This window comes from Streptomyces sp. NPDC042371, from assembly GCF_056437465.1.
Window position 1 is genome coordinate 959,174 of sequence record NZ_JBWKAP010000001.1, and the last position, 23,072, is coordinate 982,245.

Consider the following 23,072-nt stretch of genomic DNA (forward strand, 5'->3'; position numbering starts at 1 on the left):
CTGGGGCCGGGTGGCCGCCGCCTAGTAGCGCACCTCGCCCCGCGGCGACGGCGTCCCCGTCGGAGTGTGGGGCGCTTCCCCGGACAGCCGCGCCGCGTCGTCGATGGACGACGTCAGGTCGCGGATCTGCTTCGTGCGGGTCGGCAGTGCGTGGGCCCGCTCGGAGAGTTCTTCGAGGGAGGGCCTGGCGGGGACGGGGGCGGGGAGGTCACGGCCCGTGGAGCCGGGCGGGGCGGCCGCGCGCAGGCCGTCCGCGAAGTAGGCGGCGACCGCGGTGACCTGGAGGCCCTCGTCCGCCTCCCGGAGCGAACCGTCCAGGTCCGCCGTCTCGATGCGGCCCGACTCCTCGTGCGGAGCGCGGCTTTCCGGGTCGAGCCAGCGCACGCTCGCCGTGGCCAGATGGCCGCCCGCGCCCGGCTTGGCCCGCACCGCGTACAGCGCCGTCACCGTGTGGCCTGGGCCGACCTCCCCGCCGTCCACGGAGTCGTCGCGGAAGTCGTCGTCGGCGACCGCGCGGTTGTCGTATCCGATGAGCCGGAACTGTTCGACCGTCTCCGGGTCGAAGGAGACCTGCGCCTTCGCGTCGCGGGCCCGCAGCTCGATGTGGGCGGGGAGCTGCTCGCAGAAGACCTCGCGCGCGTCCTCCTCGTTCGACACGTACGTGGTGTGGCCGTCGCCCTTGTCGGCGAGCCGCTCCATCAGGGCGTCGCCGTAGTCGCTGCCGACCCCGACGCCGAAGAGGGTGATGCCGTGCTCGCGGCGGGCGTCGGAGATGCGGTCCAGGATGCCGTCCGCGCTGGTCTCCCCCGTGTTGGCGAGGGCGTCGGAGAGCAGGACGACGCGGTTGGTGGCGCCCTCCTTCCGGCCGCGCACCGCGGTGTCGTAGCCGGTGGTGACGCCCGCTTCGAGGTTGGTGGACTGGGTGGGCTCCAGGCCCTCGATCGCCCGGTGCACACGGGTGCGGCCGCCCCCGGTGTCCCCGAGGCGCGTCATCGGCAGCACCGTCTTCGCCGTGTCGCTGAAGGTGACCAGCGCGATGGAGTCGTCGGCGCGCAGCCGGTCGGTCATCAGGCCGAGGGACTGCTTCACGAGGTCGAGGCGGCCCGGCTCCGCCATGGATCCCGATACGTCGATGACGAAGGTGAGGGCGGCGGGCGGACGTTCGGATCCGGCCGGTTCGGCGCGGGTGGCGAGCCCGACCCGGACCAGCGACCAGCCGTCGTCGTCCGTGCGGGCGCCGTCCACGCTCACCGAGAAGCCGTCGCCGTCGGGCCGGGGGTAGTTCTGGCGGAAGCTGTTGACGAATTCCTCGGGGCGGACCGTCGACGGGGCGGGCAGTCGGCCCTCGGCGAGGGTGCGGCGTGCGAAGCCGTACGAGGCGGTGTCGACGTCCAGGGCGAAGGTGGAGAGGTAGTCGGGCGCGAACTCCCGCCGGTCGCCGTCCCGTTGCCCATCGGGGGCCGCGCTGCCGCCGCCGTCCGGCTGGGCGGGCGCGGGCAGCGGCGCGCTGTCACGCCTTCCGCCGTCGTCGCTCGTGGCTCGGTCGACGTCGCTCCCGCCACCTGAGCACGCGGTGAGCGCAAGGCCTCCCGCCACGGCCATGGCGAGCATCCCCTGCCGAGCCCGCCGCATCCTCCGGGCCCGCCCGGCCTTCCCGTCCCGCCCCCGCCGCCCGGTCTGCCAAGTCCGCATCCGGTCCCCCTCGTGTCGTCGGCTCACATGACTGTGACGTCGAAGGGCCTGCGAACGATCGCTCGGAACCGTTGCGGAAGGGTCTCGATGCGGCTACGGGTCCCGCCTCTCCCCCCCAGAGCACGGCACCTACGACACGACGTCCTTCCGCGCGAACCCCCGGAACGCCAGCGCAAACAGCACCAGCGCGTACGACACCGAGATCGCCGAGCCCTGGATCATGCCGCCCCACTCCGGCTGCGGCTGGATCGCGTCGGCCCAGGCGAACTGCCAGTGCGCGGGCAGGAAGTCCCGCCAGCCGCCGAGCGCGGTCACCGCGTCCAGGACGTTCCCGACGATCGTCAGGCCGACCGCGCCGCCGACCGCGCCGAGCGGGGCGTCGGTCTTCGTCGAGAGCCAGAACGCGAGGCCCGCGGTGACCAGTTGGGACACGAAGATGTACGCGACGACGACGATCAGCCGCCGGGCCGCCGTGCCCGCGGGCAGCGTGCCGCCGGTCGGGATCTCCAGTGGCCCCCAGCCGTACGCCACCGCGCCGACCGCCAGGGCGACGAGCGGCAGCAGCACCATGGCGGCGGCGCTCATGCCGAGCGCGACGGCCATCTTGGACCAGAGCAGCCGGGCCCGCGGCACGGGCGCGGCGAGCAGATAGCGCAGGGACGACCAGCTCGCCTCGGAGGCGACGGTGTCCCCGCAGAACAGTGCGACGGGGATGACGAGCAGGAACCCCGCCGACACGAACAGGCAGGTCGCGGCGTAGTTGGTGGCCGATCCCGTGGCCGTGTCCATCAGCGTCACGTCGCCGTTGCGGGCGCCCGGCGAGCCGCCCGCGACGGCGAACGCGATGACGAGCACGATCGGCAGGAGCGCCATGATGCCGCCCATCACGAGCGTGCGGCGGCGCTTCAGCTGGCGGACCGCCTCTACCCGCAGGGGCAGGGTCCGCCGGGCGCTGTAGCCGGGCGCGGTCGGGCGCTCCAGGGTGGGAGCGCCGGGGGCCCTGGTCGCGCCGGGGCCACGGGGTGCACTGGGTGCGCTCATGCGGTGGCGCCTCCGATCAGGGTGAGGAACGCGTCTTCGAGGCGGCGGTGCGGCCCCATGGACTCCACCGGCACGTCGAGGCGCACCAGTTCGGGCAGCAGGCGTACGGCGCTCGCGTGCTCCGTGCCGTCGAGCCGCACCAGGAGGCCGTCGTCCGCGCGGACCGCCGACGCGACGCCGGGCAGCGCGGCGACCTTGTCCACCAGCGGGTCGGGGATGTCGGTCGCGAGGCCCACCAGGAGCGTGTCCCCGGAGCCGACGATCTCGGCGACCGGGCCTGCCTGGACGAGCCTGCCGCGGTCCATGACGACCAGGTGCGTGCAGGACTGCTCGACCTCGGCGAGGAGGTGGCTGGAGACGATGACCGTGCGTCCGCCGCGCGCGTACCGGATCATGACCTCGCGCATCTCGCGGATCTGGGGCGGGTCGAGGCCGTTGGTCGGCTCGTCGAGGATCAGCAGGTCCGGCAGGCCGAGCATGGCCTGGGCGATGGCGAGGCGCTGCCGCATGCCCTGGGAGTACGTCCGCACGGCGCGGGCCAGCGCGTCGCCGAGCCCCGCGATCTCCAGTGCCTCGTCCAGGTGGGCGTCGTCGGCGGGGCGGCCCGTCGCCTTCCAGTACAGCTCCAGGTTCTCGCGGCCCGAGAGGTGCGGCAGGAATCCGGCGCCCTCGACGAACGCGCCGACCCGGGAGAGGACGGGCGCCCCGGGCCTGATGGCCTGCCCGAAGACGCGGATCTCGCCCGCGTCGGGGCGGATGAGGCCCATGAGCATGCGCAGCGTCGTCGTCTTGCCCGCGCCGTTGGGCCCCAGGAGGCCGAGGACCTGGCCCTTCTCGACGGTGAAGGAGACGTCACGGACCGCGTACCGGTCGGTGGACTTGGCGTAGCGCTTGCTCAAGTCGGTGATGTGGAGCGGGACTTCGGCCAGGGCCGGGTCGGGGGCGGGTGCGGTGGTGCGCCTGCGGGCGGTGACGAGCAGGCCGAGGGCGAGCACGGCAGCGGCGGCGGGCAGCCACCACACCCAGGCGGGCAGCGGCGCGGCCGCGGTCTCCACGCCGGGCGCGGTCGGCACCTTCAAGTCGCCCTTGAGGGAGACGGTGTACTTGGCGGGCCGGTCCGGCGACGCGTATCCGAGGTCGGTCGAGGAGAGGGCGAGGCGCAGGCGGTGGCCCTTCTGCACCTTGTGGTCGACGGCGGGCAGCCGCAGCTCGACGTCCTTGCCCTGCTTGGCGCCGGTCACGCGGACGGGCGAGACGAGCTGCGAGGGCAGGACCTGCTGCTTGCCGTCGGGCCCTACGTCGTACACCTTCGCGAACAGCACCGCGTCGTCGCTCGATGACTTCACGTGGGCGCGGACGGTGGGCGTTCCGGTGATCCGCAGGTCGTCGCGGACCGGCTCGGACTCGAACTTGGCGAACTGTCCCGGGAAGTCCACGGAGATGCCGACGCCGAGCGAGGCGAACTGGGAGAGGCGGCCGCCGCCGACGCCGGGGAGCCCGGAGATGGCGGGCGGGCTGGCGCCCGCCGGGTTGTCGAAGGTCTGCTCGCGGCCGCTCAGCGGCACCGCGCGCGTGCCGCTCGTCAGGCCCGGGTAGGCGTCGGCGCTGGCACCGCGCTTGCGGGCCGCGCCGTCGGTGGAGTCGATGCCGCCGGTGCGGGTGACGCGGAACGCGGGGCCGGTGTCGGTGCTCTTGTCGTCCTTCAGATAGCGGTCGAACCAGGCGCCGACGCGGCCCTCGATGCGGCCCTGCTCGCGGTCGCCGCCGTCGTGGCCGCCCGCGATCCAGTCGACGGAGACGGGCGCGCCGTTCGCCCGGACCGCCTTGGCGATGGCGTCGCCCTGGCCGAGCGGGAAGAGGGAGTCGGTCTGGCCCTGGGCGAGGAACGTCGGCACCTTGATGCGGTCGCCGACGGCGGCGGGGCTGCGCCCTGCGAGCAGCTTGCGCGCCTCGGCGTCCGGCTTGCCCGCCTCCGCGACCCGCTCGTACATGGCGCACAGCCGCTTCTCGAACTGCTCGCAGCCGCCACCGGTGTTGATGAAGAGACCGGCCCACAGCTTCTTGAAGACGCCGTCGGGGAACAGCGCGTCCGCGAGGTTCCAGTACGTGATCTGCGGGGCGATCGCGTCCACCCGGTCGTCGTACCCGGCGGCAAGCAGGGAGACCGCTCCCGCGTACGAGGCGCCGGTCATGCCGACGCGCGGGTCGCCGTCCTTGTCGAGCCGCACCTCGGGGCGGGTCGCCAGCCAGTCGATCAGCTTGGAGACGTCGGCGACCTCGCCCTTGGGGTCGTTGAGCCCGATCTTGCCGGTGGACTTCCCGAAGCCGCGCGCGGACCAGGTCAGGACCGCGTACCCGTCCTCGGCCAGGTTCTCGGCCTGCTTGCGCACGTCGGCCTTGCTGCCGCCGAAGCCGTGCCCGATGAGGACGGCGGGGCGCTTGGTGTCCGTGGCACCGGCCGTGAAGTACGAGGTGTCGATCCGGGCGCCGCCCGTGTCGACCATGCGGTCCGTCCGCCGCACGGCGGGCCCGCCGTCGTCCGAGGCGACCGCCGACCACGTGCCCACCCCGGCGAGCACCGCGACGGCGGCCGCGGCGGCGATCAGCCTGCGCGGACCGCGTGGCGCGGAGAACCTGGGCCTGGGCAGTCGTAGATCCATGTCGTCAAAGGTACGGGCGCCGACCGACAACCGGGGCAGCCGCCGGTCTGAACCCGTATGCCTCCCCGGGGAGTAGACTCCGCGCCCGCGTACGACGACCGTGGTACGCATGGAGATCCGCCGCGCCACGACCGTCACCGAGATCACCGCCGCCGAGCACCTCTTCGACGGCCCCGCCCGCCCCGAAGCCTCCCGCCGCTTCCTGGATACCCCGGGCCACCACCTCCTCCTCGCCCGCGCCGCCGACGGCACCCCGGTCGGCTTCATCAGCGGCGTCGAGACGGTCCACCCCGACAAGGGGACGGAGATGTTCCTGTACGAGCTCGCGGTCGACGCCCCCGCCCGCCGCCGCGGCACGGGCCGCGCCCTGGTCCAGGCGCTGGCGGCGCTCGCCCGGGAGCGGGGCTGCTACGGGATGTGGGTCGGCGTCGAGACGGACAACGAGGCGGCGCTGGCGACGTACCGCAGCGCGGGCGGCACGGACGAGGGCCGGTTCGCCTCGGTCAACTGGGATCTGGGCGGGGGGCCGGGCTCCGGGTGAGGAACGCGACCCGGATGACGGGGAGCATGCAGACGGTCTGCGTCACCGTGTACCAGGGCGGGCAGACGCCCGGGATCAGGTCGACGGCGATGATGGCGACCGGCATGACGAAGGCGAGGGTGCGCAGCCGCTCGAAGGCCCGGCGCGAGCCGCGGGATGCGGCGACGGTCATCCGGTGCAGCAACACGGCGACGACGGGCAGCAGGACCGCCCGGACCCACATGAACGTGTTGACCTGGTGTCCTGCGCCCGCCACCGCGACGACCGCCAGAAGGGCGACGGCGCTGAGCGCGACGTAGACCTTGATGCTGTTCTCGGCCCTGGCAAGGGCTTCTCGGGTTTCCATGCCGTCGACGCTATGAAGGGCCCGTCCGGGCCGGTATGCGTCTGGACGCACGCAGGGGTGGGGCCAGACCCACTCCCCCGCGGATCGGGGCGGCGGTGGGCCTCGGCCGGTGCAGAGTGGGACCTCGAAAGGTCGGCAGGTCGAAAGGTCTGCAGGTCGAAAGGCCGGAGGTTCGGAAGGCGAGGGAAGAAGCATGCGGCAGCTGGGTTCTTGGCTGGGGCGGGTCGGCACGGGGTTCGTCCGGGCGTGCGTGGTGGCGGTCGTCGCCCTGCTGGTGCCTGCCGTGTGGGCCGCCGCCGTGGCGCTGGGGATCCTGTGGGGTCCCGGCAACCCGTGGTCTTGGCTCGCGCCGGTCGTGCTGGTCTGCGTGGGCACGCTCGCGCTGGCCCGGCCTGTGTGCCGGACGGTGCGCACGCTCGTCGCCCGGTGGACGGGCACCGTGATCCCCGACGGGTACCGGCGGGCCGGTCCTGTGACGCGGATGTCCACCGGGTACTGGTGGAACGGCTTCGGCTACGAGCGCACCAGCCGCGACGCCCTCCTCGACCAGAAGTGGCGGGTGCGGTGGGGCGATCCCGCCAACTGGCGCGACCTGCGGTTCACGGCGGTCGTGCCGTGCACGGCGGGCCTGGTCGCCTGTCTGCCGCCGGTGGGAGCGGCCGCGGCGGTCGTCGGGCTCCTCCAGGCGGGGTCCGCCGCGCGCCTGGTGGGGGCGCTCGGCGCGGTGGTGGCGGTCGCCGGGGCGCCGTACGCCTGGCGGCCCCTGGTGCCCGTGGCGGTACGTTTCCTGCGCCCGTCGCCCGCGATGGCGCTGGCCGACCGGGTGGACGAGCTGACCGCCCAGCGCGCGGACGCGACGGTCGCGCAGGCCTCCGAGATCCGCCGCATCGAGCGCGATCTGCACGACGGGGCCCAGGCCCGCCTGGTGGGTCTCGGCCTCTCCCTGGCGACCGCGGAGAAGCTGCTGGCGTCCGACCCCGAGCAGGCCAGGGCGCTGATGCGGGAGGCACGGGTCGGCGCGGCCGCCTCGCTTGCCGAACTCCGCGAGCTGGTCCAGGGGATCAGTCCGCCGGTACTCACCGAGCGGGGGCTCGTGGAGGCCGTCCGCGCGCTCGCCCTGGACGTTCCGCTCGATGTGCGGGTCGGCGCCGACGACGGGCTGCGACTGGACCAGCCGGTCGAGGCGGCTCTCTACTTCGGCGTCTCCGAGCTGCTCACCAACGCAGTCAGGCACGCCCACGCGTCCCGGGCGCACGTCTCGCTCCGCCACGACGGCGTCGGCATCGTCGTCGAGGTGGAGGACGACGGCCGGGGCGGGGCGGACGCGCGGGAGGGCGGCGGGCTCGCGGGCCTGCGCCGCAGGCTCGCGGTCTTCGACGGCACGGTGGAGATCACGAGCCCGGCGGGCGGCCCGACGCGTGTGAGGATGGCGGTGCCATGCGAATCGTTGTAGCCGAAGACCTCTACCTGCTGCGGGACGGGATGGTCCGCCTGATCGAGGCGTGCGGGCACGAGGTGGTGGCGACCGCCGCCACCGGACCCGAGACGCTCGACGCGCTGCGGAAGTGGCGTCCCGACGTGGCCGTCATCGATGTCCGCATGCCGCCGACCCAGTCCGACGAGGGGCTGCGTGCGGCCCTCGCCGCCCGCCGCGAGATGCCCCGCCTGCCGGTCCTCGTACTCTCCCAGCACGTCGAGCAGTTGTACGCCCGTGAGCTCCTGGCCGACGGCTCGGGCGCCGTCGGCTATCTCCTCAAGGAGAGCGTGTTCGACGCCGACCAGTTCATCGGTGCCCTGGAGCGCGTCGCGGGCGGCGGGACCGCCATGGATCCGGCCGTCATCGCGAAGCTGCTGTCCGCCGGATCCCCGGGGCGGGGCCTTGAGCGGCTGACCGAGCGGGAGTTGTCCGTGCTGGGCCTCATGGCCGAGGGGCTGTCCAACCAGGCGATCGGGCGGCGCCTGTTCCTCAGCGAGAGCGCCATCAGCAAGTACACGACGTCCATGTTCGGCAAGCTCGGCATCAGCGATGACGACGACAGCAACCGCCGTGTCCTGGCCGTGCTCGCCTACTTGAACGCGCCCTCGGCCTGAACTCGCCCTCGGGTCAGGAATCCTCCGGCACGCTCACCAGCCACCGCGTCTCGCGCCGCGGCCGCAGGTACAGCGCCCAGTACAGGGTCGCCACGACCACGATGCCGCCGGTCCAGCCGAGGTAGGGCAGCTCCTGCTGGCTGAGGATGTAGGCGAGCACCGCGATGAGCACCACCGGTACCGCGGGCCACAGCGGCATCCGCCAGGCCGCCCCGGTTCCGTGGGAGCCCTTGCGGGCCAGCAGGGCGGCGACCGCCACCAGGAGGTACATGCCGGTCACGGAGACGCCGGTGACGCCGTACAGCGTGTCCAGGTTGACGAAGCACAGGAGCGCGCCGGGGACGCCCACGAGCAGCGTGGCCACCCAGGGGGCGCCGGACGCGCCGAGCTTGGACAGGGCGTTGTTGACCGGCGCGGGCCAGGCCTTGTCGCGGGCGGAGGCGAACAGGACGCGGGAGTTCTGGATGACCATGACGATGCCCGCGTTGATGATCGCGAGGGCCACGCAGAGGCTGACGAACGTGCCGACCGCGGAGCTCGACCAGGCCGTCACCATGGCGCTGATGTCGCCCTGGGTCAGGGCGGTCAGGCTCTCGGCGCCCATGGTGATCGCGACGACCGGCACCAGGATGATCACGGAGGAGATGGCGAGGGTGGCGAGGACGGTGCGTGCGACGTTGCGGCGCGGGTTCTCCATCTCCTCGGAGAGGTAGACCGCCGTGGAGAAGCCCTGCGTGACGAAGAGGGCGATGGCGAGGCCGGAGACGATCAGCATCGCCGTCACGGTGTCGACGCCGCCGGGCCCGGAGCCGGACGCCACCGTCAGGTCGACCAGGCTGCCCGGGCCCCGTTCGGCGTGCGCGAAGCCGAGGACGGCCACGACGCCCGCCGCCACGACCTCAAGGACCAGGAAGATGCCGGTGATCCACGCGTTGGCGCGCAGGTCGAGCAGGCCCGCGAGGGTGGCGCAGATCATCACGCCCGCGCCCGCGTAGGACGGGTCGAGGTGCACGACCGGTGCCAGATAGTCGGCCGTGCCCATGGCGATCACGGGCGGCACGATCATCACGACCAGCAGGGAGAGGACGAACACCAGCCAGCCCGCCAGGCGGCCCGCCATCGTCGAGACCATCGCGTACTCGCCGCCGGCGCTGGGGATGAGCGTGCCGAGCTCCGAGTAGCAGAACGCGACGCCCACGCAGAGCAGCGAGCCGATCGCGATGGTGAGCGCGGTGGCGGTGCCGAGGGAGGAGAAGAGGTCGGGGACGACGACGAAGAGGGTGGAGGCGGGCGTCACGCACGAGAGCGTGAGCAGGGTGCCGCCGACGACGCCGATGGAACGCTTGAGCTTCTTGGGGTCGCCCGGGACGGCCGTCACCGAGGGCGCATCGGAAGGCGCCTCGGTGGTGGCGGACTGGAGCGGGCGAAGCGTATCGGTCATGAAGCGCGGTCCGATCGACTCGTACGGCAGGAGGTGCGGCGGGAGCGCTATCGCCTCCGAAGGCAGTTGAGCTGCGTATTTCTGTGGCTCCCGGCGCGTCATCGAACCCCGGTGGCATCCGGAACGTCAACGGTCATTTACCTACGGAATCCGCAGCCCCATCGCACCCCAAGTCGCCTCGCTTTCCCAAGAGTTTGCCCACAGGGACCGCAATGAACATGCTGCCGACGAATATGACCTTGATATTGCAGGCGCATGAACGAAGAAGGCTTAGCTGCCCGGAATGCACCCTGTGCACGGGAACCGCAAGGACGGCGTCAAAAAAGAATCAGGACCGTCCGGAGTTCGGACGGCCCTGCTCCACGCTCGGTCACGAGCACACTGCACTCAGTGCGCCGCATCGCGTCGGATCCGCTCAGTGCGTCGGGTCGAGTCGGTACGAAGGGTCGAGGTCGTGGATCTCCACCGAGCACGTCGCGCCCTCGACCCCGGACAGATGCTTGCCGAGCAGCGTCAGTACGTCGTCGGAGAGCGCCGCCTTCACGCCGTGCGTGCGCCCCGCCAGCAGGCCCACGGTGACGTGCACGAAGGCCGCGCCGGGCCTGCCGTCCACGAAGGCCGCCGCGGGGCGGCAGAACGTCTTGCCGACCCCGACCGAGTCCACCCGCTCCACGACAAGGGGATGCAGCTCCGCCACGAGGGCGGGCAGATCCAGGACGCCGGACAGGGTGTCGGCGTAGTCGATGTCGATGTGCGGCATGCTCACGGCCTTTCATGCAGTGCACACACATCGTAGAACGGTGAACCAACGGCGAAGCCCCCGGCCGGGGCGGCCGGGGGCTTCGGGAGCCGCTGGGGGGGGTGCGGCTCAGTGGTTGCGGCTCAGTGGCGCCGCTCAGTGGCTACGGCTCAGTGGTTGCGCGGGAACCCGAGATCCACGCCGGACGGCGCGTCCGACGGGTCGGGCCAGCGTGTGGTGACGACCTTGCCGCGCGTGTAGAAGTGCGTGCCGTCGTTGCCGTAGATGTGGTGGTCGCCGAAGAGCGAGTCCTTCCAGCCACCGAAGGAGTGGTAGCCCACCGGCACCGGGATCGGCACGTTCACGCCGACCATGCCCGCCTCGATCTCCAGCTGGAAGCGGCGGGCCGCGCCGCCGTCCCGGGTGAAGATCGCGGTGCCGTTGCCGAACGGCGAGGCGTTCATGAGGGCGACGCCCTCCTCGTACGTGTCGACGCGCAGGACGCACAGCACCGGGCCGAAGATCTCGTCCTTGTACGCGTCCGCCGTCACCGGCACCCGGTCGAGCAGCGAGAGGCCGATCCAGTGGCCGTCCTCGTAGCCCTCGACGGTGTGGCCCGTGCCGTCCAGGACGACCTCGGCGCCCTGGGCCGCCGCGCCCGTGACGTACGAGGCGACCTTGTCGCGGTGGGCGGCCGTGATGAGCGGGCCCATCTCCGACGTCGGGTCGCTGCCGGGGCCGATCTTGATCTTCTCGGCGCGCTCCTTGATCTTGGCGACGAGCTCGTCGGCGACCGAGCCGACCGCGACGACCGCCGAGATCGCCATGCAGCGCTCGCCCGCCGAGCCGTAGGCCGCGGAGACGGCGGCGTCGGCGGCCGCGTCCAGGTCGGCGTCCGGCAGGACCAGCATGTGGTTCTTGGCGCCGCCCAGCGCCTGCACGCGCTTGCCGTTGGCGGAGGCGGTGGTGTGGATGTAGCGGGCGATCGGCGTCGAGCCGACGAAGGAGACGGCCGATACGTCCGGGTGCTCAAGGAGGCGGTCCACGGCGACCTTGTCACCGTGCACGACGTTGAAGACGCCGTCGGGCAGACCGGCCTCGCTCAGCAGCTCCGCGATCTTCATCGCCGCGGACGGGTCCTTCTCCGACGGCTTGAGCACGAAGGTGTTGCCGCAGGCGATGGCCAGCGGGAACATCCACATCGGCACCATCGCGGGGAAGTTGAACGGCGTGATGCCCGCGACGACGCCCAGCGGCTGGCGGATGGACGACACGTCCACGCGCGACGCCACCTCCGTCGACAGCTCGCCCTTCAGCTGCACCGTGATGCCGCAGGCCAGGTCGACGATCTCCAGGCCGCGGGCGACCTCGCCGAGCGCGTCCGAGTGCACCTTGCCGTGCTCGGCGACGATCAGCTCGGCGATCGCGTCGCGGTTGGCGTCGAGCAGCGCGCGGAACTTGAAGAGGATCGCGGTGCGCTTGGCGAGCGAGGAGGTGCCCCAGGTCGCGAAGGCCTCGCGGGCCGAGGCGACGGCCGCGTCCACCTCGTCGACCGACGCGAAGGCGACCTGCGTCGTGACGGCACCGGTCGCCGGATCGGTGACCGGGCCGAACGTACCGGACGCGCCCGCAGCTTGTTCGACGGACTTTCCACCGATCCAGTGGTTGACGGTCTTCGTCATGACAAGCATCCCTACTCTCACAGGTGGCGGCGTCGGGCAGTGACGTGCCGGTCGTACTCTTCCCTGGCCTTGACCGCGGACACCCGGGTCGCGGTCTCGGCCACGGGCACATCCCACCACGCCTGTGCCGGGGGCGGGCCCGACACTGTGTCTGCCGTTTCCGTCTCCACATAGACACATGTGGGACGGTCTGCGCCGCGCGCATCGCGCAGCGCCTCGCGCAGGTCACGGACGGTCTTGGCGCGCAGCACCCGCATGCCGAGCGAGGCCGCGTTCGCGGCGAGATCGACGGGCAGCGGCCCCTCGGTGTACGACCCGTCGGGCGCCCGGAAGCGGTACGCGGTGCCGAACCGCTCGCCGCCCACGGACTCCGAGAGGCCACCGATGGAGGCGTACCCGTGGTTCTGCAGGATGACGACCTTGATGGGCAGGTTCTCCTGGACCGCCGTGACGATCTCCGTCGGGTTCATCAGATACGTGCCGTCGCCGACCAGCGCCCACACGGGTCGCTCCGGGGCGGCCAGCGCGACGCCGATGGCGGCCGGGATCTCGTATCCCATGCAGGAGTAGCCGTACTCGACGTGGTACTGCCTCGGCGACCGGGCCCGCCACAGTTTGTGCAGGTCGCCGGGGAGCGAACCGGCGGCGTTGATGAGCACGTCCTCGTCCGTCACCAGCTCGTCGAGGACGCCGAGGACCTGGGTCTGCGTCGGGCGCACATCCGGCTCTTCCGTCGCGAACGCGGCGTCGACGCGCTGCTCCCAGCGCTCCTTGTCGTCCCCGTACTCGACGGCGTAGGCGGGCTCGACGCGGTGGCCGCGCAGCGCCTGCGTGAGCGCTTCTAGCCCGGTGCGCGCGTCGGCGATCAGGGTGGCGCCCGCCATCTTGTGGCCGTCGAAGGGCGCGATGTTGAGGTTGAGGAAGCGCACGCCGGTTGCCTCGAAGAGGGTGCCGGAGGCGGTGGTGAAGTCGCTGTAGCGGGTGCCGACGCCGATCACCAGGTCGGCGGTACGGGCGAGTTCGTCGGCGGTGGCCGTGCCGGTGTGCCCGATGCCTCCGACGTCCGCAGGGTGGTCGTGGCGCAGCGAGCCCTTGCCCGCCTGGGTGGAGGCGACGGGGATCCCGGTCGCGTCCGCGAACTCCCGCAGCGCCTCCTCGGCGGCGCTGTGGTGGACGCCGCCGCCCGCGACGACGAGGGGGCGCCGTGCCTCGCGCACCGCGGCCGCGGCGGCGGCCAGTTCGCGGGGATCGGGGGCGGGCCGCCGCACGGTCCACGTCCGCTCGGCGAAGAACTCCTCCGGCCAGTCGTACGCCTCGGCCTGCACGTCCTGCGGCAGGGCGAGCGTGACCGCGCCGGTCTCCACCGGGTCGGTGAGCACCCGCATCGCGGCGAGCGCGGCGGGGATCAGCGCCTCGGGGCGGGTGACGCGGTCGAAGTACTTCGACACCGGGCGCAGGCAGTCGTTGACCGAAACGTCGCCCGCGTAGGGGACTTCGAGCTGCTGGAGGACGGGGTCGGCGGGCCGGGCGGCGAAGGTGTCGCCGGGCAGCAGCAGGACGGGCAGCCGGTTGACGGTGGCGAGTGCGGCGCCGGTGACGAGGTTGGTGGCGCCGGGGCCGATGGAGGTGGTGACGGCGTGGGTGGAGAGGCGGCCGCACTGCCGGGCGTACCCGACGGCGGCGTGCACCATGGCCTGTTCGTTGCGCCCCTGGTGGAAGGGCATCTCGTCGGCGTACTCCACGAGGGCCTGCCCGACCCCGGCCACATTGCCGTGTCCGAAGATGCCCCAGGTCGCGCCGATCAGCCGCTGCCGCGTGCCGTCCCGCTCGGTGTACTGCCGCGCCAGGAAACGGACAAGGGCCTGGGCCGTGGTGAGCCGGGTCATCGGTATCCCTCCGTGTGGTCGGGGTGGAAGCAGATCCGCCACTCCCTCTCCTGACCGGGTCCTGCCATCACATTCAGGTAGTACATCGCGTGGCCGGGCTGCGCGACGGACGGGCCGTGCCAGCCGTCGGGCACCAGCACGGCGTCCCCGGTGCGCACTTCGGCGAGGACGTCGGTGCCGCCCTCCCTGGACGGGAAGACCCGTTGGTACCCGAAGCCTTCGCGGCCGCCCCGCGCCTCGATCTCGAAGTAGTAGATCTCCTCCAGCTCCGCCTCGATGCCCGGCCGGTGCTCGTCGTGCTTGTGCGGCGGGTACGAGGACCAGTTGCCGCCGGGCGTGATCACCTCGACGGCGATGAGCCGGTCGCAGTCGAAGGCGTCGGCCGACGCGAAGTTGCGCACCTCGCGGGTGCAGCCACCGCTGCCGCGGTTCTCGACTGGTACCTCCGGCGCGGAGCCGTAGCGGGCGGGGAGTCGACGCTCGCACTTCGCTCCTGCCAGGGCGAAGCGGCCTCCCGCGCCGGAGGCGATCTGGATCCGGGCGTCACGCGGCACGTAAGCGAAGTCGGAGACTCCGCTGAACACGCTGTCGCGGCCCAGCAGTTCGATGATCCCGTCTGCTGTCTGCACCGTACAGCCGCCGGTCAGCGGGAGCACGATCCATTCACTCTCCCCGGTGGTGAAGGAGTGCGTCCCGCCCGGTTCGAGCTCCACGACGCGCAGCTGCGAGTAGCTCCAACCGGCCCGCTTCGGATCGATGGAGAGGGCGTACGGCCCATCAACCGCACTCCCCTTCGGTACGTACGTCATGTGGGCCTCCCGGGCCTGGTGCGCCTCGCCTACAACAGTCCTACGGCGGTGTCGACCGCCCCCGCCACGTCCCCGTCGGGCGGATACAGCAGCGCCCTGCCCACGACGAGTCCCTGCACGGTGGGCAGTTGCAGGGCGCCGCGCCACTTCTCGTACGCCGCCTCCTGGTCGCCCCCGGTGTCGCCGCCAAGCAGCACGGCGGGCAGCGTCGAGGTCTCCATGACGCGGGCCATGTCGTCGGGGTTCTCGGTGACGGGGACCTTCAGCCAGGTGTACGCGGAGGTGCCCGCGAGCCCGGAGGCGATGGCGATGGAACGGGTGACGGCCTCGGCGCTCAGATCGTTGCGGGGCGCCCCGGAGCCGTCCCGTGCGGTGAGGAACGGCTCGACGAAGACCGGCAGCCTGCGCTCGGCCATGGCGTCGACGACCCGGGCGGCGGAGTGCAGGGTCCGCAGCGATCCCGGGTCGTCGTAGTCGACGCGCAGCAGCAGCTTGCCCGCGTCGAAGCCGAGCCGTTCGATGTCCTCGGGCCGGTACCCGGTGAACCGGTCGTCCAGCTCGAAGGCGGCGCCCGCGAGCCCGCCGCGGTTCATCGACCCCATGACGACCTTGCCGTCGAGCGCGCCGAGGAGCAGCAGGTCGTCGAGGACGTCGGCGCTGGCGAGCACCCCGTCGACACCGGGCCGCGACAGCGCGAGACAGAGCCGTTCGAGGAGGTCGCCACGATTGGCCATGGCAAGCGGCGCCCCACCCACACCGAGGGAGCCACGGGCAGGATGATCAGCGGCAACGATCATGAGCCGCCCGCGCTCCCCGACCAACTCCCGCCGAACCCGCCGGGCAGCGGCTTCGGCGATGGCTTCGGGGTGATGGGCCCGAGTCCGGGCAAGCGCCCCGATGTCCACGGAGATTGGTTTCAGCCCCTCCGGCGTTTGAGGAGCGGGGCCCGGGGCGGAGCCCCGAGAACGGTGCCCCCGTCGGGCGTGCACACTCACGTGACAGCCCCCGCTTCCACCGCCGAGGCGACCTCGCCAGCAAACGGCATGGCGGAAGAACACTCCAGCCGCGAAGCGACGATCGCCCCCGCCGCGTTGGCGTACCGCATGATCCGTTCGAGGTCCCACTCCGCGAGCAGCCCGTGACACAGCGCCCCGCCGAACGCGTCGCCCGCGCCGAGGCCGTTGAGCACCTTCACGGGCAGCGGCGATACCTGCGCGATCTCTCCCGCGCGGTTCATCGCGAGGACGCCGTCGGGCCCCTGTTTGACGACGGCAAGCTCCACACCCGCATCGAGCAACGCATGGGCCGCCGCCAAGGGTTCGCGCTTCCCCGTGGCGATCTCCACCTCGTCGAGGTTGCCGACGGCGACGGTGGCGTGCGCGAGGGCGGCCTCGTAATGGGGCCGCGCCTCACCGGGATCGGCCCAGGCTGTGTCTTTCCAGAACATCGGCCGCCAGTCCAGGTCGAAGACCGTGGTCCCGGCCCGCGCACGGTGGGCGAGCGCCGCCAGCGTCGCCGAGCGGCTGGGCTCCGCGCACAGCCCCGTGCCCGTCATCCAGAAGATCCGCGCCGCGGCGACGGCGTCGAGGTCGAGCTCGCTCTCGTAGATCTCCAGGTCGGGCGCCTTCGGCAGCCGGTAGAAGTACAGCGGGAAGTCGTCCGGCGGGAAGATCTCGCAGAACGTGACCGGCGTCGGCAGGCCCGCGACGGGGCTCACCCAGCGGTCGTCGACGCCGAAGTCCCTGAGCGCGCCGTGCAGGTACTCCCCGAAGGGGTCCTCGCCGGTCCGGGTGATGACGGCGACGCGGCGGCCGAGGCGGGCCGCGGCGACCGCGACGTTGCTGGCCGAGCCGCCGAGGAACTTCCCGAACGCGGTCACCTCGGCGAGGGGCACCCCGGTCTGCAGGGGATACAGGTCCACCCCGATCCGGCCCATCGTGATGACGTCGTACGGATCACTCACCCTGTGCGTCCCTTCGCCGGGCCCGACCGCTCGTGTGCCCCCAGGTCTAATCCCGCCCCAGGAACCCTGTCAACATTTTGTCCTTACATTCGGACCACTGCTTGACACTCTTCCGAACCGGCCTGGACGCTGGCTGCCATGACGACGCTGTCTCGCATCCGGATCGGTTCGGCGCCCGACTCATGGGGCGTGTGGTTTCCCGAGGACCCGCGGCAGGTTCCGTGGCGCCGTTTCCTCGACGAGGTCGCGGAGTCCGGGTACGAGTGGATCGAGCTCGGGCCGTACGGCTATCTGCCCACCGACCCCGCCGAACTGACCGCGGAGACGGCCCGCCGCGGCCTCAAGGTGTCCGCGGGCACGGTCTTCACGGGGCTGCACCACGGACCCGCCGTCTGGGAGAAGACATGGGCGCACGTGGCGGACAACGCGGCGCTCGCGCAGGCCATGGGCGCCGAGCACCTCGTCGTCATCCCCTCCTTCTGGCGCGACGACAAGACCGGCGAGGTCCTGGAGGACCGCGTCCTCACGCCCGCACAATGGCGCGAACTGACCACCCAGACCGAGCGCCTGGCCCACGAGGTCCGCGAGCGGTACGGGCTGCGCGTGGTGGTCCACCCGCACGCGGACACGCACATCGACAGCGAGGAGAACGTCACCCGTTTCCTCGACGCCACCGACCCCGACCTCGTCTCGCTCTGCCTGGACACCGGGCACTACGCCTACTGCGGCGGCGACAGCGTCAAGCTCATCGAGACGTACGGCGAACGCATCGGCTATCTGCACCTCAAGCAGGTCGACCCGGAGATCCTCGCCGGTGTGCGGGCCGAGGAGGTGCCGTTCGGGCCCGCGGTGGCCCGCGGGGTGATGTGCGAGCCGCCCGCCGGGGTGCCCGCCCTGGAGCCCGTCCTCGCCGCGGCCCAGAAGCTGGGCGTCGAGCTCTTCGCCATCGTCGAGCAGGACATGTACCCGTGCGACCCGGACAAGCCCCTGCCGATCGCCCGCCGCACCCGCTCCTTCCTGCGGTCGTGCGGCGCGTAGGCCCCTGAACCCCCGGCACCTCCCGGGGGCCCTCGGTCACTCCCCGTCGGCGCCCGCCGCCACGGGCCGCCCGCACGCCTCGTGTGCGCCGGGGCATCGCGCCCTCCGCATGTGTCTCTTCTGTCACAGACACTGCCTTCCTGTCACACATGTCTCACGTACGCGGGTCTTGCGTCACAGGGGGTCGACAGTCACTTTCCGCTGGTCACTCTGCGTCGTTCAACGGGCACAGGCTGAGTGATCGCCGCGCGCCGCACCCAGCTCCCCCGTCGGCCTCTCCGGCCGCCCTGGGTGCGCGCAGGGAGGTGCCACCGATGACCGACCGCAGGCTCTGGTCGTACAAGGAGATCGCCGCGCACATCCGTGTGCAGCCCGACACGGTCCGCTCGTACCGCAAGCACGGGCTGCTGCCCGACCCCGACCACGTGGAGGGCGGCAAGCCCTTCTGGTACGCGGACACCGTCCGCGCCTGGGTGGCGGCCCGGCCCGGCAACCGGGGACGCAGGGACTGACACCACGACCCCACCTCGTTGAGAAATACCCCCTAGGGGTATAGTCTCGAGTGCGTCAGGAGGTCGCCGGGGTTCCGGAGCCCCCTCCCGCACGCTACGCCGCATTCGTACACACCCCCGAGGAGAACGACATGAGCGCCCAGACCGAGCTCCCGCAGGCCGCGTCCGAGACCACCGGGTCCTGCTGCTCCCCCAGCGGTTCCTGCCACTCCGACGCGACCGACGCTCCCCAGGGCGCCGTCACCACCGTGTACGAGGTGACGGGCATGACCTGTGGACACTGCGAGGGCGCCGTCTCCGAGGAGATCTCGGGGATCGCGGGCGTCGCCTCCGTCAAGGCCGTCGCCGCCACGGGTCTGGTCACCGTGGTCTCCGCGGCCCCGCTGGACGAGGCCGCGGTGCGCGCCGCCGTCGACGAGGCGGGCTACGAGCTCGCGGGCGTCAAGGCCTGACCTCCGGGCCGCGGAGTCCGACCGGCGGCCTGCCGGGTACCCGGGCCCTGTGGTGTCACCCGACACCACAGGGCCCGTCGCCGTCCCACGATCCCGGAAGTAGTACGAAAGAGTCATGACCGAAGTCGAACTCGCCGTCGGCGGAATGACCTGCGCCTCCTGCTCCTCGCGCATCGAGAAGAAGCTGAACCGCATGGAGGGCGTGACCGCCACGGTCAACCTCGCCACGGAGAAGGCGAAGGTCTCCTTCGGTGGGCCCGAGGACGGCGTGCATGGCGCGCCGGTCGAGGTCGCCCAGCTGATCGCGCTGGTCGAGAAGCTGGGCTACACGGCCGAGGAGATCGTGCCGCCCCCGCCGGAGCCCCTCGAACCCGCGCCCGGCGGCGCCCCGGCCACCACCGCCGACATCACCGAGCCCGACACCCTGCGGCAGCGCCTGATCGTCTCCGCGGTCCTCTCCCTGCCCGTCGTGCTGCTCGCGATGGTCCCCGCCCTGCAGTTCGACTCCTGGCAGTGGCTCTCGCTGACGCTGGCCGCGCCGGTCGTCGTGTGGGGCGGGCTCCCCTTCCACCGCGCCGCGTTCACCAACCTCCGGCACGGGGCCGCGACCATGGACACCCTCGTCTCGGTCGGCACACTGGCCGCCTTCGGCTGGTCGCTGTGGGCGCTGTTCGTCGGGGACGCCGGGATGCCGGGGATGCGGCACGGCTTCGACTTCACGGCATCGCCGGGCGACGGCGCGTCGACCATCTATCTGGAGGTCGCCGCGGGCGTCGTCACGTTCATCCTGCTCGGCCGCTGGCTGGAGGCCCGCTCCAAGCGGAAGGCGGGATCGGCGCTGCGCGCCCTGCTCGAACTGGGCGCGAAGGACGTGGCGGTGCTGCGGGACGGCACGGAGGAGCGGGTGCCGGTCGGCCGACTGGCCGTCGGGGACCGCTTCGTCGTACGCCCCGGGGAGACCGTCGCGACCGACGGCACCGTCGTCGAGGGCGCATCCGCCGTCGACGCCTCGATGCTGACCGGTGAGTCCGTCCCGGTCGACGTGGGCGTCGACGCCGCCGTGACCGGGGGCACCGCGAACGTCTCCGGGCGATTGGTGGTGCGGGCGACCCGGGTCGGCTCGGACACTCAGCTGGCACGCATGGCGCGGCTCGTCGAGGACGCCCAGACCGGCAAGGCCCAGGTGCAGCGCCTCGCCGACCGGATCGCCGGGATCTTCGTGCCCACCGTGCTGCTCATCGCGGTCGGCACGCTCGGCGGCTGGCTGGGCGCCACGGGCGACGCGACCGCCGCGTTCACCGCGGCGGTCGCCGTACTGATCATCGCCTGCCCGTGCGCCCTCGGCCTCGCCACGCCCACCGCCCTCATGGTCGGCACCGGCCGCGGCGCCCAGCTCGGCATCCTCATCAAGGGCCCCGAGGTCCTGGAGTCCACCCGCAAGGTCGACACCATCGTCCTGGACAAGACGGGGACGGTGACGACGGGCCGCATGGAGCTGACGGACGTACATGTCGCGGGGGACACCCAGGAGCGGCTCCTGCTCCGCCTCGCGGGCGCCCTGGAACACGCCTCCGAGCACCCGGTGGCCCGTGCCGTCACGGCGGGCGCCGCCGAGCGGCTCGGTCTGGCCGCCGGGGAGCTGCCGACGCCCGAGCGGTTCGAGAACGTCGCCGGGGCCGGGGTGCGCGGCACGGTGGACGGGCACGAGGTGCTCGCCGGCCGCGAGCGGCTCCTCGCGGAGGCGGGGGTGACGGGTCTGGAGGCCGTGGCGAAGCTGCGGGACGACGCGGAGGCCGCCGGGCGCACGGCGGTCCTGGTCGCCTGGGACGGCGCCGCACGCGGCGTCCTTGCCGTCGCGGACGCCCTGAAGGAGACCAGCGCCGAAGCGGTGCGCGAGCTGCGCTCGCTCGGCCTGACGCCGGTGCTGCTCACCGGCGACAACAAGGCCGTCGCCAGGACCGTCGCCGACGCGGTGGGCATCGCGCCGGACGCCGTGTTCGCGGAGGTCCTGCCGCAGGACAAGGTCGACGTCGTGCGACGGCTGCAGGGCGAGGGCAGGGTCGTGGCGATGGTCGGGGACGGCGTGAACGACGCGGCCGCGCTCGCCACCGCCGATCTGGGCCTTGCGATGGGCACCGGCACGGACGCGGCCATCGAGGCGAGCGACCTGACATTGGTGCGCGGGGACTTGCGGGTCGCGGCCGACGCCATCAGGCTCTCCCGCAAGACCCTCGCCACCATCAAGGGCAATCTCTTCTGGGCCTTCGGCTACAACGTCGCCGCACTGCCGCTCGCCGCCGCCGGTCTCCTCAACCCGATGATCGCGGGGGCCGCGATGGCCTTCTCCTCGGTCTTCGTGGTCACGAACAGTCTTCGTCTGAGGACATTCGCATAACGTCTTCACAGGGTCGTTTCAGCATCTTCACCCCGTTCCCGAGATCCACATATCGGGGATCTTGCGCATGTACTGGACATATGCAGGAGACGCAGATCACAGTGATTGCAACGTAACCATTGAGGGGGGTCGCGAGTCTAATGGGGCGATGCAGGAAGATGTCTTGGGGGACGTCTTCCGACATCGAGGGACATCTTGGGGGATGTCCCTGGAATGGCGTTGCCGGGGCACGTGCACCGGGGAGCTTTGAGCGGCCCTCCCGTACGTACGCGTCCCGGCAGACCGCAGGGCAACCAAAGACGCCCGGCCGGATCCCGTGGGGGGAATCCGCACCGGGAAAAAGGGAAGCGCCCCGACCGTCGACCCGTGGGGGGATCGATGGCGGGGCGCTTTCCGCTTTGCGGGTGGAGCTCAGCGGCCCTCGACGGGGACGAAGTCGCGGAGGACCTCACCCGTGTAGATCTGGCGCGGGCGGCCGATGCGCGAACCCGGCTCCTTGATCATCTCGTGCCACTGGGCGATCCAGCCCGGGAGACGGCCCAGCGCGAAGAGCACCGTGAACATCTCGGTCGGGAAGCCCATGGCCCGGTAGATCAGGCCCGTGTAGAAGTCGACGTTCGGGTAGAGCTTGCGCTCGACGAAGTAGTCGTCGGCCAGCGCGTGCTCTTCCAGCTTCAGGGCGATGTCGAGCAGCTCGTCGGACTTGCCGAGCGCCGAGAGGACGTCGTGCGCCGCCGCCTTGATGATCTTCGCCCGGGGGTCGAAGTTCTTGTAGACGCGGTGCCCGAAGCCCATGAGCTTCACGCCGTCTTCCTTGTTCTTCACCTTGCGGATGAAGGTGTCGACGTCGCCGCCGGAGGCCTGGATGCCTTCCAGCATCTCCAGGACCGACTGGTTGGCGCCACCGTGCAGCGGGCCCCACAGGGCCGAGATGCCGGCCGAGATCGAGGCGAACATGTTCGCCTGCGAGGAGCCGACCAGACGCACGGTGGAGGTCGAACAGTTCTGCTCGTGGTCCGCGTGCAGGATCAGGAGCTTGTCGAGCGCCGAGACCACGACCGGGTCCAGCTCGTACTCGGCGGCGGGCACCGAGAAGGTCATGCGCAGGAAGTTCTCGACGTAGCCGAGGTCGTTGCGCGGGTAGACGACCGGGTGGCCCTGCGACTTCTTGTACGCGTAGGCCGCGATCGTCGGAAGCTTGGCGAGAAGGCGGATCGTCGAAAGGTGACGCTGCTTCTCGTCGAACGGGTTGTGGCTGTCCTGGTAGAACGTCGACAGCGCGCTGACCACGGACGACAGCATCGCCATCGGGTGGGCGTCACGCGGGAAGCCGTCGTAGAACCGCTTGACGTCCTCGTGCAGCAGGGTGTGCTGCGTGATCTCGTTCTTGAACGTGGCCAGCTCGTCGACCTTCGGCAGCTCGCCGTTGATCAGGAGGTACGCCACCTCGGTGAAGGTGGAGCGCTCGGCCAGCTGCTCGATCGGGTAGCCGCGGTACCGGAGGATGCCCTGTTCACCGTCGAGATAGGTGATGGCGGATTTATAGGCGGCGGTGTTGCCATAGCCGCTGTCCAGGGTCACCAGACCGGTCTGGGCGCGGAGCTTCCCGATGTCGAAGCCCTTGTCGCCGACGGTCGACTCGATCACCGGGTAGGTGTACTCGCCATCGCCGTATCGCAGTACTACACCGTTGTTAGCGTTCTCGCTCACGTCATCCCTCACCGACGTTGTGCCTCTTCTTCGAGGTGCCCTGACTGTCTCTACCATCCCCCATTTGGCCCTGG

At 71.7% G+C, this 23,072-nt stretch carries 19 protein-coding genes; 7 read left to right on the plus strand and 12 right to left on the minus strand.

Annotated features, from left to right (window positions below; all coding sequences use genetic code 11):
- Nucleotides 1–21: 21 nt before the first annotated feature.
- The 3 genes from AC068B_RS04205 to AC068B_RS04215 all read right to left on the minus strand — a co-directional run bounded on the left by AC068B_RS04205 (nt 22) and on the right by AC068B_RS04215 (nt 5,393).
- Nucleotides 22–1,611 carry a vWA domain-containing protein gene (locus AC068B_RS04205; RefSeq protein WP_478669244.1) on the minus strand — a complete coding sequence of 530 codons (1,590 nt, stop codon included), beginning with the start codon at nt 1,609–1,611 and terminating at the stop codon, nt 22–24.
- 210 nt (nt 1,612–1,821) lie between these two features.
- On the minus strand, nt 1,822–2,733 hold the full coding sequence (locus AC068B_RS04210) for an ABC transporter permease (protein ID WP_478668867.1): 912 nt from the start codon (nt 2,731–2,733) through the stop codon (nt 1,822–1,824).
- Nucleotides 2,730–5,393: an alpha/beta fold hydrolase gene (locus tag AC068B_RS04215; protein WP_478668868.1), complete on the minus strand. Its 2,664-nt coding sequence runs from the start codon at nt 5,391–5,393 to the stop codon at nt 2,730–2,732. Before AC068B_RS04215 ends, AC068B_RS04210 begins: the two co-directional genes overlap by 4 nt.
- Nucleotides 5,394–5,502: 109 nt before the next feature.
- Here AC068B_RS04215 and AC068B_RS04220 point away from each other — a divergent pair, with 109 nt between their 5' ends.
- Nucleotides 5,503–5,934, plus strand: coding sequence for a GNAT family N-acetyltransferase (locus AC068B_RS04220; RefSeq protein WP_478668870.1), 432 nt, complete (start codon nt 5,503–5,505; stop codon nt 5,932–5,934).
- On the opposite strand, the gene AC068B_RS04225 is transcribed toward AC068B_RS04220, so the two are convergent.
- Nucleotides 5,897–6,280 carry a hypothetical protein gene (locus AC068B_RS04225; RefSeq protein ID WP_478668871.1) on the minus strand — a complete coding sequence of 128 codons (384 nt, stop codon included), beginning with the start codon at nt 6,278–6,280 and terminating at the stop codon, nt 5,897–5,899. The genes AC068B_RS04220 and AC068B_RS04225 overlap by 38 nt on opposite strands.
- Before the next feature lie 193 nt (nt 6,281–6,473).
- On the opposite strand from AC068B_RS04225, the gene AC068B_RS04230 reads away from it, so the two are divergent.
- Both AC068B_RS04230 and AC068B_RS04235 read left to right on the plus strand, forming a co-directional pair.
- Nucleotides 6,474–7,733, plus strand: coding sequence for a sensor histidine kinase (locus AC068B_RS04230; protein WP_478668872.1), 1,260 nt, complete (start codon nt 6,474–6,476; stop codon nt 7,731–7,733).
- Nucleotides 7,718–8,371 carry a response regulator transcription factor gene (locus AC068B_RS04235; protein WP_478668874.1) on the plus strand — a complete coding sequence of 218 codons (654 nt, stop codon included), beginning with the start codon at nt 7,718–7,720 and terminating at the stop codon, nt 8,369–8,371. Before AC068B_RS04230 ends, AC068B_RS04235 begins: the two co-directional genes overlap by 16 nt.
- A gap of 13 nt (nt 8,372–8,384) precedes the next feature.
- Here AC068B_RS04235 and AC068B_RS04240 read toward each other — a convergent pair whose 3' ends face one another.
- From AC068B_RS04240 to iolC, 7 genes are all read right to left on the minus strand, one after another.
- Nucleotides 8,385–9,812 (minus strand): APC family permease, encoded by a 1,428-nt coding sequence (locus AC068B_RS04240; protein WP_478668875.1) that lies wholly within the window; start codon nt 9,810–9,812, stop codon nt 8,385–8,387.
- Nucleotides 9,813–10,227: 415 nt separating this feature from the next.
- Entirely contained in the window at nt 10,228–10,572 is a 345-nt protein-coding gene (locus tag AC068B_RS04245) for a 5-carboxymethyl-2-hydroxymuconate Delta-isomerase (protein WP_478669246.1), read from the minus strand.
- A 149-nt stretch (nt 10,573–10,721) separates the two neighbouring features.
- Nucleotides 10,722–12,233, minus strand: coding sequence for a CoA-acylating methylmalonate-semialdehyde dehydrogenase (gene mmsA / locus AC068B_RS04250; RefSeq protein WP_478668877.1), 1,512 nt, complete (start codon nt 12,231–12,233; stop codon nt 10,722–10,724).
- Nucleotides 12,234–12,250: 17 nt separating this feature from the next.
- On the minus strand, nt 12,251–14,119 hold the full coding sequence (gene iolD, locus AC068B_RS04255) for a 3D-(3,5/4)-trihydroxycyclohexane-1,2-dione acylhydrolase (decyclizing) (protein ID WP_478668878.1): 1,869 nt from the start codon (nt 14,117–14,119) through the stop codon (nt 12,251–12,253).
- The gene (gene iolB, locus AC068B_RS04260; protein WP_478668880.1) at nt 14,116–14,928 is read right to left on the minus strand and encodes a 5-deoxy-glucuronate isomerase; all 813 of its coding nucleotides are present in this window, start codon (nt 14,926–14,928) and stop codon (nt 14,116–14,118) included. Before iolB ends, iolD begins: the two co-directional genes overlap by 4 nt.
- A gap of 29 nt (nt 14,929–14,957) precedes the next feature.
- Nucleotides 14,958–15,839, minus strand: coding sequence for a Cgl0159 family (beta/alpha)8-fold protein (locus tag AC068B_RS04265; protein ID WP_478669247.1), 882 nt, complete (start codon nt 15,837–15,839; stop codon nt 14,958–14,960).
- 80 nt (nt 15,840–15,919) lie between these two features.
- Nucleotides 15,920–16,891 carry a 5-dehydro-2-deoxygluconokinase gene (iolC, locus tag AC068B_RS04270; RefSeq protein ID WP_478668881.1) on the minus strand — a complete coding sequence of 324 codons (972 nt, stop codon included), beginning with the start codon at nt 16,889–16,891 and terminating at the stop codon, nt 15,920–15,922.
- A gap of 138 nt (nt 16,892–17,029) precedes the next feature.
- On the opposite strand from iolC, the gene AC068B_RS04275 reads away from it, so the two are divergent.
- The 4 genes from AC068B_RS04275 to AC068B_RS04290 all read left to right on the plus strand — a co-directional run bounded on the left by AC068B_RS04275 (nt 17,030) and on the right by AC068B_RS04290 (nt 21,288).
- The gene (locus AC068B_RS04275; protein ID WP_478668882.1) at nt 17,030–17,929 is read left to right on the plus strand and encodes a sugar phosphate isomerase/epimerase family protein; all 900 of its coding nucleotides are present in this window, start codon (nt 17,030–17,032) and stop codon (nt 17,927–17,929) included.
- 314 nt (nt 17,930–18,243) lie between these two features.
- Nucleotides 18,244–18,441 (plus strand): MarR family transcriptional regulator, encoded by a 198-nt coding sequence (locus AC068B_RS04280; RefSeq protein WP_468562614.1) that lies wholly within the window; start codon nt 18,244–18,246, stop codon nt 18,439–18,441.
- Between the two features lie 131 nt (nt 18,442–18,572).
- Nucleotides 18,573–18,893 (plus strand): heavy-metal-associated domain-containing protein, encoded by a 321-nt coding sequence (locus AC068B_RS04285; RefSeq protein ID WP_478668884.1) that lies wholly within the window; start codon nt 18,573–18,575, stop codon nt 18,891–18,893.
- Between the two features lie 115 nt (nt 18,894–19,008).
- Entirely contained in the window at nt 19,009–21,288 is a 2,280-nt protein-coding gene (locus tag AC068B_RS04290; RefSeq protein ID WP_478668885.1) for a heavy metal translocating P-type ATPase, read from the plus strand.
- A gap of 411 nt (nt 21,289–21,699) precedes the next feature.
- Here the strand turns inward: AC068B_RS04290 and AC068B_RS04295 are convergent, their stop codons facing one another.
- Nucleotides 21,700–22,998: a citrate synthase gene (locus tag AC068B_RS04295; RefSeq protein WP_055565825.1), complete on the minus strand. Its 1,299-nt coding sequence runs from the start codon at nt 22,996–22,998 to the stop codon at nt 21,700–21,702.
- Between the last annotated feature and the right edge of the window lie 74 nt (nt 22,999–23,072).

What these genes read in the sequence shown, in the direction of transcription:
- AC068B_RS04245 (WP_478669246.1), bottom strand. Translation starts at nt 10,572, where the DNA reads ATGCCGCACATCGACATCGACTACGCCGACACCCTGTCCGGCGTCCTG.
- AC068B_RS04285 (WP_478668884.1), top strand. Translation starts at nt 18,573, where the DNA reads ATGAGCGCCCAGACCGAGCTCCCGCAGGCCGCGTCCGAGACCACCGGG.
- AC068B_RS04210 (WP_478668867.1), bottom strand. Translation starts at nt 2,733, where the DNA reads ATGAGCGCACCCAGTGCACCCCGTGGCCCCGGCGCGACCAGGGCCCCC.
- AC068B_RS04235 (WP_478668874.1), top strand. Translation starts at nt 7,718, where the DNA reads ATGCGAATCGTTGTAGCCGAAGACCTCTACCTGCTGCGGGACGGGATG.
- AC068B_RS04240 (WP_478668875.1), bottom strand. Translation starts at nt 9,812, where the DNA reads ATGACCGATACGCTTCGCCCGCTCCAGTCCGCCACCACCGAGGCGCCT.
- AC068B_RS04275 (WP_478668882.1), top strand. Translation starts at nt 17,030, where the DNA reads ATGACGACGCTGTCTCGCATCCGGATCGGTTCGGCGCCCGACTCATGG.
- AC068B_RS04225 (WP_478668871.1), bottom strand. Translation starts at nt 6,280, where the DNA reads ATGGAAACCCGAGAAGCCCTTGCCAGGGCCGAGAACAGCATCAAGGTC.
- AC068B_RS04215 (WP_478668868.1), bottom strand. Translation starts at nt 5,393, where the DNA reads ATGGATCTACGACTGCCCAGGCCCAGGTTCTCCGCGCCACGCGGTCCG.
- AC068B_RS04230 (WP_478668872.1), top strand. Translation starts at nt 6,474, where the DNA reads ATGCGGCAGCTGGGTTCTTGGCTGGGGCGGGTCGGCACGGGGTTCGTC.
- iolB (WP_478668880.1), bottom strand. Translation starts at nt 14,928, where the DNA reads ATGACGTACGTACCGAAGGGGAGTGCGGTTGATGGGCCGTACGCCCTC.
- AC068B_RS04220 (WP_478668870.1), top strand. Translation starts at nt 5,503, where the DNA reads ATGGAGATCCGCCGCGCCACGACCGTCACCGAGATCACCGCCGCCGAG.
- iolD (WP_478668878.1), bottom strand. Translation starts at nt 14,119, where the DNA reads ATGACCCGGCTCACCACGGCCCAGGCCCTTGTCCGTTTCCTGGCGCGG.
- AC068B_RS04205 (WP_478669244.1), bottom strand. Translation starts at nt 1,611, where the DNA reads ATGCTCGCCATGGCCGTGGCGGGAGGCCTTGCGCTCACCGCGTGCTCA.
- AC068B_RS04280 (WP_468562614.1), top strand. Translation starts at nt 18,244, where the DNA reads ATGACCGACCGCAGGCTCTGGTCGTACAAGGAGATCGCCGCGCACATC.
- AC068B_RS04290 (WP_478668885.1), top strand. Translation starts at nt 19,009, where the DNA reads ATGACCGAAGTCGAACTCGCCGTCGGCGGAATGACCTGCGCCTCCTGC.
- mmsA (WP_478668877.1), bottom strand. Translation starts at nt 12,233, where the DNA reads ATGACGAAGACCGTCAACCACTGGATCGGTGGAAAGTCCGTCGAACAA.